We start from the raw sequence: 19,002 nt of genomic DNA, 5'->3' as shown, positions 1-19,002 counted from the left end.
GCCTTTCGTTCATGCCCGACATCGCCCCACGGCCCCGCCTGCTGACCGCGCTGGCCCTGGCACTGCCCCTGTTCGCTGCAGCGCAGACCGCGCCCGCGCCGTCCAACGTTCCCGAGCGCGCGCTGCGCGATGCCGAGCGGGTGCTCAGCATCATCAAGTTCCATGCGGTGCGCCCGCGCCCGGCCGACAAGCCGCGCCGCCCGGCGACGACCGCCACCACGCGCCCGCCTGTCGCGGCCTCGGCGGCCTCGACGGCCGCGGCTGCAGCGACCGTGGCCGCCGCGGCGCCCGCCAGCGCGCCCCTGCCCGCCGCGGCCACGGAGTCGCCGCCGGCCGCGGTGCTTGCGGCCACGCTGACCGACACGCAGGCGGACACTCCGGCGGCGGCACCCGCCGGCCTCGCGCCCGCAACGGCAGTAGCCGCCACACCGGGCCCGACGATGGGCGAAGAAGACGCGGAGACCGAGGACCCCGAAGAGGTCGCGCTGCAGTTGCGCCATTTTGTGGCGCCGGTGTTGGCGCCCTCGGTGCAGGCCATGCTCGGCACGGGTGTGCGTCGCGTCGCGGTGCGCTTCACGGTGGCCGCCGACGGCACCGTCACCAAGGCCCAGGCCGCCGCCGACGTGCCGCCCCGGCTGGCGCGACCGGCCACCGAGGCGGTGCTGCAGTGGCAGTTCGAGCCCCTGCCCCAGCCCCGCACGGTGGACGTGGAACTGGCCCTGCGCCGCGAGTGAGGCCCAGACACCCCACCAGATGCGGGTGTCGATCAGCCTGACATGCCGGCGCAAGCAGAAACGCAACCCATTGATTTGAATAGGTTTTCCTGAGTGGCCCGCAGCTTGCTTAAGCCCCGCATCGCCATCGCTTCACCTCGAAGCCCCCAAGGAAAACGCATGAAGAACAAGATCACCCGCTGGGCCACCGCTGCCGCAGCCACTGCCGCCCTGTTGAGCACAGGCCTGGCCCAAGCCGACGCCATCCGCGTCAGCATGACGGTGGACAACTCCTACGCGCTGTACACCGGCACGGTGAACGGCGCCACCCAGTTCGTCGGCGCTGCCGGTGTCTGGGAAACGGTGGAAACCTACAACTTCAACCTGACGAGCGACGCTTACCTCTACGTGGTGACCGCGTCTGACCGGTCCACCGCGCAGGGTTTCCTGGGCCAGTTCGAGAACCTGACGGCCGGCTACAAGTTCTACAGCCATGACCCGCAATGGCAGGTGATGGCCACCGGCCTGGGTTCCAACGCGCCGTACGACGGCACGCAAGCCGCACTCGATCTGCTGTCCACCGAGATTCAGGACGCCAATGGCGGCGGCAACCAGTCCAACGGCTGGAAGAACTTCACGGCCGGCGGCACCAACGGTACTGCGCCTTGGGGTGCCCGTGCCGGCATCGACGCCGCCGCCCGCTGGGTCTGGTATGCCGGCGGCAACTGCAACGCCACCAACCCGACCCTTGGCGGATGCGACGCCGGTGAGTGGCTGGTGTTCCGCATCGCCGTGGCCGCCACGCCGGACAACCCGACCGGCACGCAACTGCCTGAGCCGGCCTCGCTGGGCCTGGTGGGCCTGGGTCTGCTGGCCGCTGCTGGCGCCGTGCGCCGCCGCCGCGCTTGACCAACCGGCAACGCTGCAACGACAAAGGGGGCCGAGGCCCCCTTTTTTCATGGCGTGGCCGGCATGACCTCAGGGCGCCGAAGCCGCTGCCGCGCCGGCTGCAGCCGGCAGCATCCAGCTGAAGCCCTCGATGCCTTGGGCGAACTGGTTCATCAGCTCTTTGTACGGACTGCTGGCCGGCCCCTTGAGCAGCACGACGAGGCGATAGCCGCCCCTGTCCGCCGTGTAGCTGATGGCGCGCACGCCATTGGGCAAGGTGCCCTCGAAGCGCGCGCCGTCCACGCCGCCGACGGCCTGCGGCTTCGCGGCGTCGCGGGTCAGCTTGCGGTCGAAGGGGTTGCCCATGCGCACGGCCGCTTCCTGCGCATCGAAAGGCTTGGCGGCATCGGGCTCGGTGTAGCTGCAGACGACGATGAAGACGGCGCGCGGCAGGTCGTTGGCGCGCGAGAACACCACCATGCCCGACGGCTTGCCGGTCTTGGCGTCGGGCTTGTCGTCACGGTCCAGCACCTGCAGACCGTCCGGTGCGGCGAAGCTGCCGCACGGCGTCTTCACGCTCTCGGCTTGGGCAGGGAGCATGCAGGCGAGGAGGGCGAATGGGACGAGCAGGCGGCGCATGGTGATGGAAAAAGCGGGCGATCATGCCCGCGCCCTCTCCTGCTCCACGCCCGGGCATTCCCTGAGCCCGCGGCCGCGTCGGGGTGCCCGCGTGCCGGGCGGCGGCCTACCGGGCTTGTCGGGCTTGTCGGGCTTCTCGTCGCGATCCACCGCGGTGACGCCGTCGCACCGGGGCCTGCGGTGGCCCGGCGCGCGGCGGGGGCGGAGATCAGTTCTCTTTGTAGATGCGCACCCAGTCGACCAGCATGCGCGACGTGGCCGGCGTGGTGGCGTCGGGCGCGCCGGGCCAGTCGCCGCCGATGGCAAGGTTCAGGATGACGAAGAAGGGCTTCTCGAACACCCAGGTGCCGCCGGCCGGCAGCTGGGCCGGCGTCAGGCGGTGGAACTCCTTGCCATCGACGTACCAGACGATCTCGTTGGGCCGCTTGATGATGGTGTAGGTGTGGAAGTCGTTGACCACCGGGGCGCCGAGGTCGACCGGCTTGCCGATGCCTTGCGCGCCCGAATAGCCGGGGCCGTGCAGCGTGCCGTAGGTCGAGTTGGGCGTCTGCGGCACGAACTCCATGATGTCGATCTCGCCCGACTTGGGCCACGGGTTGGTGGCGATGTCGGTGCCCAGCGCCCAGAAGGCCGGCCACACGCCCTTGCCGGTGGGCAGCTTCATGCGGGCCTCGACCTTGCCGTAGGTGAAGCTGACCTTGTTGTTGGTGTGGATGCGGGCCGACGTGAATTCGCAGGGCTTGCCGTTCCAGCAGGGGCCGGGGTTGGTGGCGCGCTCGGCGGTGATGACCAGCATGCCGTTGCCGTCGGTCTGGGCGTTGCGGGCGTCCTTGGTGTAGTACTGGTACTCGCGGTTGCCCCAGCCGTTGTTCTCGGCGTTGCCGAGGTCGTAGTTCCAGTGCGCGGCCTTGGGCACGGTGCCGGCGGCGTCGTCGAACTCGTCACTCCACACCAGCGTCCAGTTGTTGGACGGCGCGGGTGTGGTGGGGGTGGCGGGCGTGGCCGCCGGGGTGGCGGCAGTGGCCGATCCACCGCCGCCGCCGCAGGCGGTCAGGGCGATGGCGGCCGCAGACAGGACGCTGCGCCAGGGGCGCGTCACGCGGTTGATCGTGGGCATGGGGTGCTTGTCTCCAGGGTCGTTGTTGTCGGAAATCAGCCGCGCCACTGGCGCAGGAACTCGCGGTACCACTCGGCGCTGGCCTTGGGTGTGCGCACCTGGGTGTCGTAGTCCACGTGCACGATGCCGAAGCGCTTGAGGTAGCCGCTGGCCCATTCGAAGTTGTCGAGCAGGCTCCAGACCATGTAGCCGGCCATGGGCACGCCCTGCTGCAGGGCGCTGGCGACAGCGGCGATGTGGGTGCGCAGGTAGTCGATGCGGTCGTCATCCTGCACGCGGCCGTTCACGAGGCCGGCGTCGGGGAAGGCGCCGCCGTTCTCGGTGATGTAGACCTTGGGCAGGCGCGCATAGTCGTGCTTGAGCTGCACCAGCAGGTCGGTCAGGCCCTGGGGGTAGATCTCCCAGTCCATGTCGGACACGGGCAGGCCGCGGCCCTTGGCGTTCCAGTCCTCGCCGCTGGCGGCAATGACGGAGCGGGTGTAGTTGTTGACGCCCAGATAGTCCATGGGTTGGGCGATGACGCCCATGTCGCCGGCCTGCACCACCGGCGCGTCCGCGCCGAGGTCGGCGAGCGCGTCCTCGGGGTAGCTGCCCTTGAACAGCGGGTCGGTGTACCAGCGGCGGCCATGGCCGTCGGCCAGCTTCGCCGCGGCGATATCGGCCGGCATGGCCGTGGCCGGCACGGTGGACGACAGGTTGAGCACGATGCCCAGTTCGCTGCGCGCACCATCAGCCCGCAGCGCCTGCAGCGCCAGGCCGTGGCTGAGCAGCAGGTGGTGCGACACCTGGGCGGCCACGCGGCGGCTCTGGATGCCGGGCGCGAAGATGCCCTTGTCGTGGCCCAGCGTGGCGATGACCCAGGGCTCGTTGTGCGTGGTGAGGCCGGCGAGGCGGTCGCCCAGGCGCGCCTGCACGTGGCGGGCGTAGTCGACGAAGCGGTGCACGGTGTCGCGGTCGAACCAGCCGCCACGGTCCTGCAGGCCCTGGGGCAGGTCCCAGTGGTTGAGCGTCAACCAGGGCTGGATGCCGCGCGCCTTCAGCCCGTCGACGAGGCGCTCGTAGAAGTCCAGGCCCTGGGGGTTGAACGCGCCGTGGCCGTCGGCCTGCACGCGCGGCCAGGCGACGGAGAAGCGGTAGGCGTTGACGCCCAGCGACGCGATCAGGTCGAGGTCTTCGTCGAGGCGGTGGAAGTGGTCGCAGGCCACATCGCCGTTGCTGGCATCGGCAATGGCGCCGGGCTGGCGGCAGAAGCGGTCCCAGATGGACTCACCCTTGCCGCCCTCGGTGGCGGCGCCCTCGATCTGGAAGCTGCTGGTGGCGACGCCCCAGACGAAATCGGGCGGGAACTGGCGGTGCAGAGAATTCATGGGAGCTACTTACTTGACGGCGCCGGCCGTGAGGCCCGCGATCAGCTGACGCGACGAGATGACGAAGAGGACGATGAGCGGCAGCGTGGCGATGGCCGACCCGGCCATCAGCGCGCCCCACTCGGTGCTGGTGGTGCTGAACAGGCTGCGCAGGGCCAGCGGCAGCGTGTAGTTCTCGGCCGTGCGCATGACGATCAGCGGGTTCATGAAGTTGTTCCACGAACTGATAAAGGTGATGAGCCCCAGCGTGCCGAGCGCCGGCTTCATCAGCGGCAGCGCGATGCGCCAGTAGATGCCCAGCTCACTGGCGCCGTCGATGCGCGCGGCGCTGAGCAGTTCCTTGGGCACGGTGCTGGCGGCGAACTGGCGCATCAGGAAGATGCCGAAGGCGCTGGCCGCGCCGGGCAGGTAGAGCGCGCGGTGCGTGTCGATCCAGCCCAGCGCGTCCATGACCATGAAGCTGGGGATCATGTTCATGAACGACGGCACCATCAGCGTGGCCATGACGAGGGCGAACAGCGCCTGCTTGAAGCGGAACTCCAGCAGCGCGAACGCGTAGCCGGCCATGGAGCAGAACAGCAGCGTCAGCGCCGTGGACATCAGCCCCACATACAGGCTCCAGCCCACGTTCTTCCAGAACGGCAGCCGCGTGGTGAGCACCTGCAGGTTGTTGAGCAGCTGGTCGCTGAAGAACAGCGGCGGCGGCACGTTGAAGATGTCGGTGCGCGACTGCGTGGCGAACACGAACATGAAGTAGAACGGCGCCAGCATGAACAGCGCGCCGATGCCCACGATGGCGTAGGCCAGCAGCTTGGGTGTCTTGGTCATGCGGCCCCCTGGCGGTCGGCAAAGGCCTTGTTCGTCAGCCAGGTCAGCAACGCGATGAGGCCGAACATGATCCAGGCCAGCGCGCTGGCGCCGCCGAAGTCGCTGAAGTCAAAGGCCAGGCGGTAGAGGTACATGGCCACGGTCATCGCGGACTGGTCGGCGCCGCCCTTGCCGTTGGTGAGGATGAAGGGCTCCTCGAACAGTTGCAGCCCGCCGATGATGGACAGCGTGACGCCGAACAGGATCATGGGCTTGAGGCCCGGCAGCGTGATGCGCAGGAACTGCTGCCAGGGGCCGGCGCCGTCCAGCCGCGCAGCCTGGTAGAGGTCGTGCGGGATGGTCTGCAGCGCGGCGAGATACAGCACGAGGTTGAAGCCCACATAGCGCCAGAACACCACCATTGCGACGGCGGGCTTGATCGCCTCGGGCGAGCGCATCCAGTGGATGTTGTCGATGCCGAAGGCCGCATGCAGCGCCTGGTTGATGAGGCCGTAGTCGGTGGAGAACAGCGAGCCGGCCAGCATCGCGATGGCGACGGTGGACGTGATGTAGGGCAGGAAGTAGGCGCCCGAGAACAGCCCGCGCCAGCGGCCGAAGGCCTGGTGCAGGAACACCGCCAGCGGCAGCGCGACGAGGTGCTGCGGCAGGCCCGAGGCCAGCGCCAGCCACAAGGTGTTCCACAGCGACTTCCAGAACCAGCGGTCGGTCAGCGCGAAGATGAAGTTATCCAAGCCGACGAAGGTCATGGCCTCGATGCCGCTCGTGGGCTCCCAGGACTGGAAGGCGAGCCAGCCCGAGAAGGCCAGCGGGAACAGCCCGAACACGGCGAACAGGATCAGGAAGGGGCTGACCAGCACATAGGGCGCCCAGCGCGACGGGATGCGGAACTTCATCGGTTGGCCCTGTGAACCAGCAGCGCCTGCGCGTCGGCCAGCGCCTTCGCGATCGGCTTGCCGTACTCCAGCACGTTGTCGAGTTCGGCGTTGACCACCTCCTCGGCGAACTTGTGCTGCTTGTGCATCTTCATGACCGGGATGCGCCGTGCCGCCTCGCGCCACAGCACGCGCGCGGGCTGACCGCCGAGGAAGGGCACGGGCTGGTCGAAGAAGGCGTCGTCCTGCGCGGCCAGCAGCGCGGGGAAGGCATCCTGCGAGCGGAAGGCGTCGAGCTGGCGCTGGCGGTCCAGCGTCAGCTCCTGGATGAGCTGCCAGGCGAGCTGCTTCTTCTCGGGTGCCGAGCGGCGCGGGATGGCGTAGTAGGTGCCGCCGTACGCGCAGAAGGTGTTCTCGGGCAGCTGCGCCACGCGCCACTTGCCGGCCGTGCCGGGCGCCACCCAGTTGGCCATCTGGCCGGCCATCCAGCAGCCCGACATCTCGGTGGCCAGACGGCCGCGCTTGAGCATCTCGGCCCAGTCGTTGAACCACACCTCCACGCGCGCATCCAGGCCCTGCTGGCGCACCTGGCGGGCCAGCTCGAACGCGCGCACGAAGCGCGGCGACGTGACCTGGGCACGGCCCTGGCGATCGAAGTACTGGCCCTCGCCCGCAGGCGTGCCGGCCCGCACCACCATGTCCTTGAGCAGGCGCACATCGCCGATCAGGTAGGCGCCCGTGCGGGCCTTGAGCTGCGCGCCGGCCGCCACGTAGCTCTCCCACGAGTGCGTCAGGTCGGCCTCCTTCAGGCCCGCCTGGGCCAGCAGATCGACGCGGTAGAACAGCGAGCCCGGGCCGATGTCGGTCGGCATGGCGACGAGGCGGCCGTCGCGGTTGCGCGCGGTGTCGATGGCGAAGCTGACGAAGCGATCCTTGAAGCGCTCGGCCCCGAAGGCCGGCGCGGACAGATCCTCCAGCCCCGTGCCCAGCGAAAAGCGGCCCAGGTAGCTGGTCTCCAGCGCGATGACATCCGGCAGGTGGCCGGAGGTAGACAGCGCCGTCGTCATGGCGGTGTGGTGGTCGTCGTACTGGCGGCTCATGACCTCGACGCGCACGTCCGGGCGGGTCTGCGCCCAGCCCTTGAGCACGTCCTTGGCGATGACGTCCACCAGCGGGAAGGCGGCCACCGTCAGCGGCCGCGAGCCGGCCGCCGACACCGGGCCGGCCACGCCCCCCACCGCACCGCCCAACGAGGCGGCCAGCAGGTGGCGACGAGAGAAGGCGTGGGATGCAGACATGGTTTTGAAAGCGCTTTCAAGATTGTGCATGGACGGGCCCGCGGCCCCAGCAGCACAAACCCTAGGCCCTGCGCAGACGAAGGCTCAGCACCGGGACGCCCCATGGCGGTGCGGGTCTATCCGTCCCTGAGTTCGGCCACACGGCCCGGATTGCGGAGCCACGGGTTCAACGCGCAAACTGAAAGCGCTTTCAAGTCGCCGACACAGGCGACGGGCACCCCAAACCCTTTGTTGGAGACACCGCATGAATTGGCTGAGATCCCTGATCCGACCCGCCCTGGTGGGCCTGCTGAGCGCCACGACGGGCCTGGCCCACGCGCAATGGCAGCTGGTGTGGAGCGATGAGTTCAACGGCAGCATCGGCCCGAGCTGGGTGTTCGAGACCGGCACCGGCACGAATGGCTGGGGCAACAACGAGCTGCAGTACTACCGGCGCGAGAACGCAACGATCGAGAACAACGCGCTCGTCATCACCGCGCGGCGCGAGAACTTCGGCGGCATGGCCTACACCTCGGCGCGACTGAAGACGCAAGGCCTCAAGACCTTCAAGTACGGCCGCATCGAGGCGCGCATGAAGCTGCCCAGCTTCCTCGGCGCGTGGCCAGCGTTCTGGATGCTGGGCGCCAACCTGCCGCAGGTGGGCTGGCCGGCGTCGGGCGAGATCGACGTGATGGAGAAGATCAACGACGAGCAGAAGGTCTACGGCACCATCCACTGGCAGGACCACACCAACCAGTACGCGCAGTACAGCGGCAACCTCGCCACCACGGTGACCGACTGGCATGTCTACGCCGTCGAGTGGGACGCCAGCGCCATCCGCTGGTACGTGGATGGCGTGAAGTACCACGAGGCCAGCATCGCCAACGGCGTCAATGGCACCAGCGAGTTCCACAACGACTTCTTCCTGCTGCTGAACTTCGCCATCGGCGGCAACTGGCCGGGCTTCAACGTCAACACCGCCGCGCTGCCGGCCAAGATGCACGTGGACTACGTGCGCGTGTACGCACCGGCCTCTGGCGGTGTGGCCACCGTCTTCCAGCACTGCAACTACGGCGGCTACGCGGCTGCGCTGCCCGAAGGCAGCTACACCCGCGCGCAGCTGCAGGCCCGCGGCATCACCGACAACGACCTGTCCTCGCTGCGCGTGAATGCCGGCTACCAGGTGCAGCTGTTCGACGGCGACAACTTCAGCGGCGCCAGCGTCACCCGCAGCGCCGACAGCGGCTGCCTCGTGGACCAGGGCTTCAACGACCGCGCCACCTCGGTCATCGTGTCCAAGGCCAGCCCGGCCTGGACGCGCCAGATCGAGGCCGAGGCCTTCAACGCGCAGGCCGGCGTGCAGTTGGAGACCTGCAGCGAAGGCGGGCAGAACGTGGGCTGGATCGACGCCAACGACTGGATGGCCTACAACGGCATCACCTTCCCCAGCAGCGGTGCCTACCGCGTGGAGTACCGCGTGGCCAGCCCGGGCGGCGGCACGCTGTCGCTGGACCTGAACGCCGGCAGCGTGGCGCTGGGCCAGCTGGCCGTGCCCAACACCGGCGGCTGGCAGAACTGGACCACCATCTCCCACACCGTGAACATCAATGCCGGCACCTACAACGTCGGCCTGTTCGCACCGCGCGGCGGCTGGAACCTGAACTGGATCCGGTTCACCAAGCTGTAAGGCCGACAGCCCAGCGCCGGCCTGGCGCCGCAGCGCACCAGCCGGCCCGGGGGCGGCGCGGAATACCCGGAAGGGCCGCGTTCGCATCGACGCCTACACTCGGCCACCCCGCTCAGACCGCCGATGAACAACAAGACGCCCCCCGCCAAGAAAGCGCCTTCAAGCCGCCCCGATGGGGCGGTCACGCTGGAACAAGTGGCCGAACTGGCCGGCGTGTCGCCCAGCACGGTGTCGCGCATCCTCAACGGCACGGCCTCGGTCAGTGAGGCCAAGAAAGAAGCCGTGCAGGCCGCCATTCGCGAGCTGGGCTTCCGGCCCAACCCGGTGGCGCGCGGCCTGGCGGGCGGGCGCACGATGTCCATCGGCGTCGTCACGCAGATCATCTCCAGCCCCTTCTACGGCGAGGCGCTGCTGGGCATCGAGCGCGAGCTGGAGCGGGCCGGCTACGTGCCGCTGTTCGTATCTGGCAACTGGCACGAGGACGACGAGCGCAAAGCCATCGAGGCGCTGCTGTCGCGCCGCGTGGACGGCATCATCGTGCTGGCCGGCCGCCTGCCCGACGAGCAGCTCGTCAGCCTGGCCGGCGGCCTGCCGACCGTGGTGGTGGGGCGCCAGCTGCAGGGGCCGAAGCTGTACAGCTTCGGCTTCGATAACCGCCTCGGCGCCCGCCTGGCCACGCAACATCTGATCGAGCAGGGCCACCGACGCATCGCCTTCGTGGCCGGTGACCTGCTGCACGACGACGCGGTCGAGCGCCAGGCCGGCTACCTCGACGCCATGGCCGCTGCCGGCCTGGGCGCCGACCCCGAGCTCATCGTGCAAAGCGACTTCACCGCCGCAGGCGGCATGCTGGCCGTCAGCCGGCTGCTGGAGCGCCAGGTGTCGTTCACGGCGCTGTTCCTGTCCAACGACGAAATGGCCATGGGCGCCCGCCTCGCGCTGCACCGGCGCAACCTGCGTGTGCCGGACGACGTCTCCATGGTGGGCTTCGACGACGTCATCATGGCCCGCTACACCATGCCGCCGCTGACCACCGTGCGGCAGTCGGTCTACGAGATCGGCACCGAGGCCGCCACGGCCATGCTGGCCATGCTGCGCGGTGACAAGCCCGACGCCCGCCCGCCGGGCCCCGAACTCATCGTGCGCGAAAGCACGCGGCGCCTGCCGCGCTGACCTCCCCACCACCCGCCGCCGCTGTGGTGCGGCCCGGGAAAACCATGTGGCCGAACACCGGCCGCTGGCGCATCATCATCTGAAAGCGCTTTCAGACCATTTCTGCAAGCAGGCTTTCGACCAGACGCGCCCGCCAGAGCGCCGCAAAAGAACGCCCTTCTCCAGGGCGTCGCGGTACTTTCAGGGCGTCAAGACGTCCCTTGTTTCTGGCGCCGCTGCCGTTGTGGGCGCGCCGCAGACCAAGGGTGTTGCCTAGGTTGAAAGCGCTGCCAATCAAGTAATGTTGAAAGCGCTTTCAGTCCATCCAGGACATCACGAGAAGATCACCAACTCTGGAGACAAGTGCATGAGACAGCCCCGCCCCGCTCTTCGCCTTTCGCGCCTGGCCGCTGCCAGCGGCCTGCTTTTCGTCGGCGTGGCCGCGCAGGCCCAGGTGCCGAACGCCGGCCCCACGCCCAGCACGTCCGTGCCGCAGGCGCTGGCCAGCACCACGCAGCTGGAGACTGTCGTCGTCACCGGCATCCGCCGCTCGCTGGAGACCTCGGTCAACCTCAAGCGCCAGGCATCCGGCCTGGTTGACGGCATCGTCGCCGAGGACATCGGCAAGTTCCCCGACACCAACCTCGCCGAGTCGCTGAGCCGCATCTCCGGCGTCTCCATCGACCGCAGCAACGGCGAAGGCACGCGCATCACCGTGCGCGGCATGGGCCCGGACTTCAACCTGGTGCTGCTCAACGGCCGCCAGATGCCCGGCTCCAGCGTGGACGGCGGCGCGCCCAGCTCGCGCTCCTTCGACTTCTCCAACCTCGCAGCCGACGGCGTCGCCGCGCTGGAGGTCTACAAGACCAGCCGCGCCAGCAGCCCCACCGGCGGCATGGGCGCCACCGTCAACGTGCGCACGCAGCGCCCGTTCGACATCAAGGAAACCGTGGCCCAGTTCGGCGTCAAGCTGGTCAATGACCAGTCGGCCCGCCGCCTGCCCGGCGAGGAGCAGGGCAAGAAGCTGACGCCCGAACTCAGCGGCATCTACAGCACGCAGAGCAATGACGGCATGTTCGGCATCGCGCTGATGGGTACCTACCAGGTGCGCGACTCCGGCTACTCGCAGGCCAACGTCAGCAGCGGCTGGAAGAGCTTCGACGGCATCAAGGACAACGACTGGAACGGCCCCAACGCCGTCTGGGGCGGCCTGCCGCCGGCCTCGGGAGGCACCATCAAGAACCGCCCGGCTGCCGGCTCGATCTACAGCGTGCCGCAGAACATGAACTACTCGTTCACCGGCGTGCACCGTGAGCGCCTGAACGGCCAGCTGGTGCTGCAGTTCAAGCCCATGCAAGACCTGGTGGGCACGCTGGACTTCGTGATGTCCGAGCAGAAGTTCCGCCAGCGCCGCAACGACATCTCGGCCTGGTTCAACTACGGCGGCCAGTTCGGCGAGTTCCAGACCGGCACGCCGTCCTCGCCCATCATCTATGGCGAGAGCATCCCGGCGGGCAACGCCGACCTGGCCATGGGCGCCTCGCGCATCCAGACCAAGAACAAGAACCAGCAGATCGGCCTGAACCTGAAGTGGAAGGCCACCGATGCGCTGAACTTCGACATCGACGCCCACCACTCCACCGCCACCTCGGGCGCCAACGACCCGCTGGGCACCGCCGTCACGCTGGGCACCGCCTCGATGAACCGGGGCGACACCTTCGTCGACTTCAGCAACAAGTTCCCGGTGCTGGGCATCAAGGGCACGACGCTGGACCCCGCCAAGCAGGAGCTGCAGGGCTCGGTGTTCGGCAACAGCTACCAGAAGAACGAAGTCACGCAGCTGCAGACCCGCGGCAACTGGCGCATCGACGACGCCAGCAGCCTGGACTTCGGCCTGACGCTGACCGAAGTGCAGAACCGCTCGGCCTTTGCCAACGTGCAGCGCGACACCTGGGGCGCGAACGCTGCCGGCGGCCCGGCTGCCCTGCCGGACAACATCTGGAAGGCTGACTCCATCAGCAAGTACTTCAGCCGCATCCCGGGCTCCAATGACCCGCGGCTGTTCAACCAGTTCTTCTATTTCAACTTCGAGGACCTGCGCGCCGCGGCCATCAAGACGTTGGGCTCCGACACGCTGCTGAAGGCCTCGTTCGACTGGCAGGACGACTTCCGCACGACGGAAAAGTCGCAGGCCGTGTTCGGCCAGTACAACCTGAGCTGGGACTGGGGCGTGCCCATGGACGCTTCCATCGGCGCCCGCTACGAGCGCACCAAGGTCAGCTCGCCGTCGGTCGAGAAGATCCCGGTGTCCGTGGCCTGGGTGGCCAACAACGAAGTGCCCATCACCTTCAGCGGCACACGCTCCGCCGGCCGTGACGGCAAGTACGGCTACTTCCTGCCCTCCATCGACTTCAGCGCCGACGTCACCAGCGACACCAAGCTGCGCGCCAGCTTCGGCACGACCATCGGCCGCCCGGGCTGGAACGCCATCCAAGGCGGTTTGAAGATCGATCCGCTGGCCCGCGTGGACGGTGGCTCCGGCTCGGTGGGCAACCCCGACCTGAAGCCGCTGAAGTCCACCAACATCGACTTCTCGGCCGAGCACTACTACGCCAAGAGCAGCTACATCGCGGCCAGCTATTTCCGCAAGTCGCTGAAGGACTACAACGAAGCCATCATTGCCGAGACCAACCTGTTCGGCCTGCGCACGCCCATCGGCAGCGCGATGTACAAGGAAGCACAGACCACCGGCGGCTGCGGCGCCGACTCCGGGTGCATCCGCCAGTACATCTTCACCAAGTACGGCAACGCCCCGGGCGTGAGCGGCACGCCCAACACGCAGCTGGGCAGCATCACCGCGCAAGCCACCGATCCGCTGCTGATGTTCAAGCTGGGCACCTTCGTCAACAACAAGCGCACCAGCAAGCTCAACGGCATCGAGCTGAACGCGCAGCACGTGTTCGGCAACAGCGGCTTCGGCGTGTCGGCGAACTTCACCAAGGTCAAGTCCAACCTGGGCTACAACAACGCCAAGGTGGGCGCCCAGACCGACGTGCTGGTGGGCCTGGGGGATTCGGGCAACCTGGTCGGCTTCTTCGAGAACGAGACCTTCACGACGCGTCTGGCCTACAACTGGCGCGGCAAGTTCCTGGCCGCCAACTTCGGCGGTTCGGAAGGCGCCCAGCCGCTGTATGTGGAGCCCTATGGCCAGTTCGACCTCAGCGTGGGCTACAACTTCAACAAGCACCTGCGCTTCCAGTTTGAAGCCATCAACCTGACCGACGAGTACACGCGCACCCACCTGCGCAACGAGAACCAGATCGGCGCCGTGACCCAGCTGGGTCGCCGCGTGATGATCGGCGCGCGCTACAAGTTCTGAGCGTGAACCCCGGGGCCGGCTCAGCCGGCTCCGGGCAGACCCTCCAGGGGCAGGCGCATGCGCCCGGCCCCTACGAGACACCGTCTGGTTCGGCGGCGCTCGCCTCCTGGGGCGCCGCTCTTGTTCGCCATGTGGCGAAGCCGCGCGAGCGGCTTTTTTTGTTTGCCCCTCGTCTCACCAGGGTCGGTGCTGCACCCGGCCCGCGAGAGTGAAAGCGTCAAATACGCGCCATGAACGAACCCCTTCGCAACATCGTCGTGCTGGGCGGCGGCTCGGCGGGCTGGCTGGTGGCCGGGCTGCTGGCTGCCGAACATGGCGACACCCTTCGCATCACGCTGGTGGAGTCCAGCGACGTGCCCACCATCGGCGTGGGTGAAGGCACCTGGCCGTCCATGCGCGACACGCTGCGCCGCATCGGGCTGGACGAGACCGAGTTCATCCGCCGCTGCCAGGTCAGCTTCAAGCAGGGCTCGCGCTTCGACGGCTGGGCCCGCGGCGCGGCCGGCGAGGCCGGTGACCGCTACTACCACCCCTTCATGCTGCCCGTGGGCCATGGAGACGCCGAGCTGGTGCAGGCCTGGCTGGCGCTGCAGCCGCAGCGGCCGTTCGCCGACGTCGTCAGCCCCAGCGTGCAGGTGTGCGAGGCCGGCCGCGCGCCCAAGCAGGTGCAGACGCCGGCCTTCGGCGCCGTTGCCAACTACGCCTACCACTTCGACGCCGGCCTGTTCGGCCAGCTGCTGCGCGAGCATGCCGTGCAGCGGCTGGGCGTGCGCCACGTGGTGGACCATGTGGACGCCGTGCTCTCGCACGACAGCGGCCCGCGTGCCGGCGACATCGCGGCGCTGCGCACGCGCACCCACGGCGACCTCGACGCCGACCTCTTCATCGACTGCTCCGGCCTGCAGGCCCGGCTGATCGGCCAGCACTTCGGCGTGGCGCTGAAGAGCGAACGCGAGGTGCTGTTCAACGACGCCGCCCTGGCTGTGCAGGTGCCCTATGCCACGCCGGATGTGCCGCTGGCCCCGGTCACCATCGCCACCGCCTGGGCCAAGGGCTGGCTGTGGGACATCGGCCTGCCGCACCGCCGCGGCGTGGGCTGCGTGTTCTCGCGCGCTCATGCCAGCGAGGACGCAGCCCAGGCCGCGCTGCAGGCCTACCTCGACGCCACCGGCGCCCCGGCCGAGCGCCCCGTGCCGCGCCCCATCCGCTACGACCCTGGCTACCGCCAGCAGTTCTGGGTGCGCAACTGCGTGGCCATCGGCCTGTCCAGCGGCTTCATCGAGCCGCTGGAGGCCTCGGCGCTGGCGCTGGTGGAGCTGTCCGTGCAGCGGCTGTGCGAAGAGCTGCCCATGACGCACGCCACGCTGCCCGCCGTCGCGCGGCGCTACAACGACGACTTCGCCTACCGCTGGGCCCGCGTCATCGACTTCCTGAAGCTGCACTACGCGCTCACGCAGCGCGACGACAGCGACTACTGGCGCGCCCACCGCGACCCCGCCTCCTGGCCCGAGCGCCTGCGCGAACTGCTGCCGCAGTGGCGGCTGCGCGCACCGGCCCGGCACGACTTCGGCCGCAACGACGAGGTCTTCCCGTCGGCCAGCTACCAGTACGTGCTGTACGGCATGGGTTTTCGCCCTGACACCCGCCCGCCGTCCGCCGACAAACTGCAGGCGGCGCAGGCCTGCTTTGACGAAGCCGCCCGCCTGGCCCGCCGCTTCATCCCCGCCCTGCCCGGCCACCGCAGCCTGATCGATCACCTCCACGCCCAGAGCCCCGCCCGATGACCCGCCCTGCCCTGCTCGACAACGTCACCCACCGCCACCTGCGCGTCCACACCGAGCGCGCCGCCCACCTGGGCGACGCGCGCCAGTACTGCCTGGCCCTGCCGGCCGAATTCCGCCAGCTGCAGGCCCACTTCCCCATCGTGTTCCAGCTCGTCGACGGCGACGCCGGCTTCCAGCCGGTGGCCCTGTTCGGCCTGGAGGAAGGCCAGAACCTGTTCCTCACCGACGCCGGCTGGGACGCGCCCGCGCTGCCCATGGCGCTGCAGCGCGACCCCTTCATGATCGGCCGTGACAGCGAAGGCACGCTGAAGCTGCACATCGACCTGGACAGCCCCCGCATCGTGCGCCCCGAGGAGGGCGAGGTCGGCATGGCGCTGTTCCTGCCGCACGGCGGCTTCAGCGACTACCTGGACAACGCCGTGCAACTGATGGAGGCGCTGCACGCACAGGCGCAGCAGCTGCCCGCCTTCATCGAGGCGCTGACGCGCCACCAGCTGCTGGAACCCTTCGTCATGGACATCGAAACCACCGACGGCCAGCAGGGCCGGCTGTCGGGCCTGTTCACCATCCACGAGGAGCGCCTCGCCGCGCTGCCCGGTGCCGCGCTGGAAGCGCTGGCCCGCGACGGCCACCTGCTGCCCGCCTACATGCAGATCGCGTCGCTCGCGCAGCTGCCCGTGCTGCTGAACCGCGCCACCCGGCGCTGAATCGACGGCCACTGAGGCACCGACGATGCGAGCTGTCCCCGACTGGACCGGCCCCTTCGACCCGGCCGCGCTGCCGGCCGAACTGCTGACGGCCGCGCGCCCCTGCGTCGTGCGCGGCGGCTTTGCACACTGGCCGGTGGTGCAGGCCGCGCGCCAGTCCGACGAGGCGCTGGCCCGCTACCTGATAGGCCTGTACAACGGCACCCGCATCGGCCTGTTCCAGCTCGCCCCCGAGGCGCGTGGCCGCGTGTTCTACGCCGACGAAACGCTCAGCAGCTTCAACTTCGAGCGCTACGCCGCCACGCTGGACCAGGTGCTGTCCGGCCTGCTGGGCGTGGCGCACAGCCCCGAGCCGCCGGCGCTGTACGTCGGCTCCACGACGGTGGAGGCCGTGCTGCCGGGCTTCCTGGACGCCAACGTCATGGGCCTGGGTGAGCCCTTCGCCGATCAGGCGCTCATCAGCCTGTGGCTGGGCAACCGCACCCGCATCGCCGCCCACTACGACCTGCCCGACAACCTCGCCGTCGTGGCTGCCGGGCGGCGCCGCTTCACGCTGTTCCCGCCGGAGCAGATCCACAACCTCTACCTCGGCCCGCTGGACCCGACGCCCGCCGGCCAGCCCGTCAGCCTGGTGGACTTCGCCCAGCCCGACTTCGCCCGCTTCCCGCGCTTCGCGCAGGCGCTGGCCGCGGCCGAAGTCGTCGAGCTGGAGCCGGGCGACGCGCTGTTCATCCCCAGCATGTGGTTCCACCACGTCGAGGGCCTGGCGCCGGTCAACCTGCTCATCAACGCCTGGTGGCGCCAGACGCCCGAACACGTGGACTCCCCGCTGACCACGCTGCGCCTGGCGCTGATGACGCTGCGCGACCTGCCGGAGAAGGAGCGCCGCATCTGGCAGCACCACTTCCAGCACTTCGTGTTCGGCGCCGACGCGCACACCTGGGACCACATCCCCCCCGCCGCGCGCGGCCTGCTCGGGCCCATCGACGAGACCCTGTCCCGCCAGGCCCGCACCCAACTCCTCAACCAGCTGAAACGATGAACACCACCAAGCCCTTCAACCGCGTCGTCATCGCCGGCGGCGGCACCGCCGGCTGGATGATGGCCGCGCTCATGAGCAAGCTGCTGGGCAAGCAGCTGGACATCAAGCTCGTCGAGTCCGAGGAGATCGGCACCGTCGGCGTCGGCGAGGCCACCATCCCCGCGCTGCACACCTTCCACAACCTGCTGGGCATCAACGAAGCCGAGTTCATGGCCGCGACCAACGCGACCTTCAAGCTCGGCATCAACTTCGAGGGCTGGAAGAACATCGGCCAGGACTACTTCCACTCCTTCGGCGCGACCGGCAACGACCACTGGAGTGCCGGCTTCCAGCACTTCTGGCTCAAGGGGCTGGCCGAGGGCCTGTCCAAGACCTACACCGACTACAACCCCGAGACGGTGGCCGCCTTCGCCAACCGCTTCGCCCACCTGCCGCGCAACGGCCTGAACTACGCCTACCACCTGGACGCCGGGCGCTACGCCAAGTTCCTGCGCGCGATGAGCGAGGGCCACGGCGTGCAGCGCATCGAGGGCAAGATCGCCCGCGTGCTCAAGCACGAGGCCGATGCCGGCGCCGCCCGCGCGGGCGACATCGCGGCGCTGCAGATGGACGACGGCAGCCGCATCGACGGCGACTTCTTCATCGACTGCACGGGCTTTCGCTCGCTGCTGCTGGGCGAGGCGCTGGGCGTGGGCTACGAGGACTGGTCCTACTGGCTGCCCTGCGACCGCGCGGTGGCCGTGCAGACCGCGTCGGTGCGCGAGGCCTGGCCCTACACCCGCTCCATCGCCCACCCCTTCGGCTGGCAATGGCGCATCCCGCTGCAGCACCGCGTGGGCAATGGCCTGGTCTACAGCAGCAAGGAGCTCAGCGACGCCGATGCGCCCGAGGTACTCAAGCGCAATGTCGAGGGCGAGCTGCTGACGACGCCGCGCGTCATCCGCTTCACGCCCGGCCAGCGCGACAAGGTCTGGGAACGCAACTGCGTGGCCGTGGGCCTGGCCAGCGGCTTCGTCGAGCCGCTGGAGTCCACCAGCATCCACCTGATCCAGCGTTCGGCCATCCGCCTCATGCAGCTGTTCCCGGCCGGCGGCATCCAGCAGTCGGACGTGGACGAGTTCAACCGCCAGTCCAAGCGCGAGCTGGAGCACATCCGCGACTTCATCGTGCTGCACTACCACGTCAACGAGCGCACCGACTCCGCGCTGTGGCAGCACGTGCGCGAGATGGACATCCTGCCCACGCTGCGCCACCGCATCGACCTGTTCCGCGAGACAGCGCGCGTGTTCCGCCCCAGCGACGAGCTGTTCGCCGAGATCTCCTGGGTGCAGGTCATGATGGGCCAGGGCATCCTGCCGCAGCGCTACCACCCGGTGGCCGACCAGATGAACCGCGAGGAGCTGGCCCGCTTCCTGGGCGACATCCACCTCAAGGTCGCGCGCATCGTGGGCGCCCTGCCCCAGCACCAGGCCTACGTGGAGCAGCTCTGCGCGCCCTACCGCCAGGCCAGCGTGGCCCAGCTGGCCGCGACCCCGCTGCAGGCCTGACGA

The 19,002-nt window shown here is 69.0% G+C and carries 15 protein-coding genes; 9 read left to right on the top strand and 6 right to left on the bottom strand.

The features are described from left to right. Positions 1–11 precede the first annotated feature (11 nt). The gene (locus NYO99_RS18375; RefSeq protein ID WP_268168730.1) at positions 12–734 is read left to right on the top strand and encodes an energy transducer TonB; all 723 of its coding nucleotides are present in this window, start codon (positions 12–14) and stop codon (positions 732–734) included. A 159-nt stretch (positions 735–893) separates the two neighbouring features. Beyond that, entirely contained in the window at positions 894–1,622 is a 729-nt protein-coding gene (locus NYO99_RS18370) for a PEP-CTERM sorting domain-containing protein (protein WP_268168729.1), read from the top strand. A 69-nt stretch (positions 1,623–1,691) separates the two neighbouring features. Here NYO99_RS18370 and NYO99_RS18365 read toward each other — a convergent pair whose 3' ends face one another. From NYO99_RS18365 to NYO99_RS18340, 6 genes are all read right to left on the bottom strand, one after another. Then, positions 1,692–2,201, bottom strand: coding sequence for a hypothetical protein (locus tag NYO99_RS18365; protein ID WP_268168728.1), 510 nt, complete (start codon positions 2,199–2,201; stop codon positions 1,692–1,694). 247 nt (positions 2,202–2,448) lie between these two features. Further along, positions 2,449–3,357 carry a glycoside hydrolase family 16 protein gene (locus NYO99_RS18360; RefSeq protein WP_268168727.1) on the bottom strand — a complete coding sequence of 303 codons (909 nt, stop codon included), beginning with the start codon at positions 3,355–3,357 and terminating at the stop codon, positions 2,449–2,451. Between the two features lie 35 nt (positions 3,358–3,392). Beyond that, on the bottom strand, positions 3,393–4,724 hold the full coding sequence (locus tag NYO99_RS18355) for a GH1 family beta-glucosidase (protein ID WP_268168725.1): 1,332 nt from the start codon (positions 4,722–4,724) through the stop codon (positions 3,393–3,395). 9 nt (positions 4,725–4,733) lie between these two features. Further along, on the bottom strand, positions 4,734–5,552 hold the full coding sequence (locus NYO99_RS18350) for a carbohydrate ABC transporter permease (RefSeq protein WP_268168724.1): 819 nt from the start codon (positions 5,550–5,552) through the stop codon (positions 4,734–4,736). After that, positions 5,549–6,445, bottom strand: a complete 897-nt coding sequence (locus NYO99_RS18345; RefSeq protein WP_268168723.1) for a carbohydrate ABC transporter permease — start codon at positions 6,443–6,445, stop codon at positions 5,549–5,551. Before NYO99_RS18345 ends, NYO99_RS18350 begins: the two co-directional genes overlap by 4 nt. Then, positions 6,442–7,722: an ABC transporter substrate-binding protein gene (locus tag NYO99_RS18340; RefSeq protein ID WP_268168722.1), complete on the bottom strand. Its 1,281-nt coding sequence runs from the start codon at positions 7,720–7,722 to the stop codon at positions 6,442–6,444. Before NYO99_RS18340 ends, NYO99_RS18345 begins: the two co-directional genes overlap by 4 nt. 244 nt (positions 7,723–7,966) lie before the next feature. Between NYO99_RS18340 and NYO99_RS18335 the strand changes: the two genes are divergently transcribed. The 7 genes from NYO99_RS18335 (at position 7,967) to NYO99_RS18305 (ending at position 18,999) form a co-directional block, all read left to right on the top strand. Continuing rightward, a complete protein-coding gene (locus NYO99_RS18335) occupies positions 7,967–9,388 on the top strand; it encodes a carbohydrate-binding protein (protein ID WP_268168721.1) in 1,422 nt (473 codons plus the stop codon). Positions 9,389–9,511: 123 nt separating this feature from the next. After that, entirely contained in the window at positions 9,512–10,561 is a 1,050-nt protein-coding gene (locus NYO99_RS18330) for a LacI family DNA-binding transcriptional regulator (protein ID WP_268168720.1), read from the top strand. Positions 10,562–10,907: 346 nt separating this feature from the next. Next, positions 10,908–13,919, top strand: coding sequence for a TonB-dependent receptor (locus NYO99_RS18325; protein ID WP_268168719.1), 3,012 nt, complete (start codon positions 10,908–10,910; stop codon positions 13,917–13,919). A 230-nt stretch (positions 13,920–14,149) separates the two neighbouring features. Next, on the top strand, positions 14,150–15,703 hold the full coding sequence (locus NYO99_RS18320; protein ID WP_268168718.1) for a tryptophan halogenase family protein: 1,554 nt from the start codon (positions 14,150–14,152) through the stop codon (positions 15,701–15,703). After that, positions 15,700–16,410 carry a SapC family protein gene (locus tag NYO99_RS18315; RefSeq protein ID WP_268168717.1) on the top strand — a complete coding sequence of 237 codons (711 nt, stop codon included), beginning with the start codon at positions 15,700–15,702 and terminating at the stop codon, positions 16,408–16,410. Before NYO99_RS18320 ends, NYO99_RS18315 begins: the two co-directional genes overlap by 4 nt. A 25-nt stretch (positions 16,411–16,435) precedes the next feature. Then, positions 16,436–17,452, top strand: coding sequence for a cupin-like domain-containing protein (locus NYO99_RS18310; RefSeq protein WP_268168716.1), 1,017 nt, complete (start codon positions 16,436–16,438; stop codon positions 17,450–17,452). Then, a complete protein-coding gene (locus tag NYO99_RS18305) occupies positions 17,449–18,999 on the top strand; it encodes a tryptophan halogenase family protein (RefSeq protein WP_268168715.1) in 1,551 nt (516 codons plus the stop codon). The genes NYO99_RS18310 and NYO99_RS18305 overlap by 4 nt, the downstream gene beginning before the upstream one ends. Positions 19,000–19,002: the final 3 nt, after the last annotated feature.

The sequence above is a fragment of the Roseateles hydrophilus genome (assembly GCF_026712245.1).
Taxonomy (GTDB): domain Bacteria; phylum Pseudomonadota; class Gammaproteobacteria; order Burkholderiales; family Burkholderiaceae_C; genus Pelomonas; species Pelomonas hydrophilus.
This window is presented reverse-complemented; position numbering and strand designations above follow the sequence as displayed.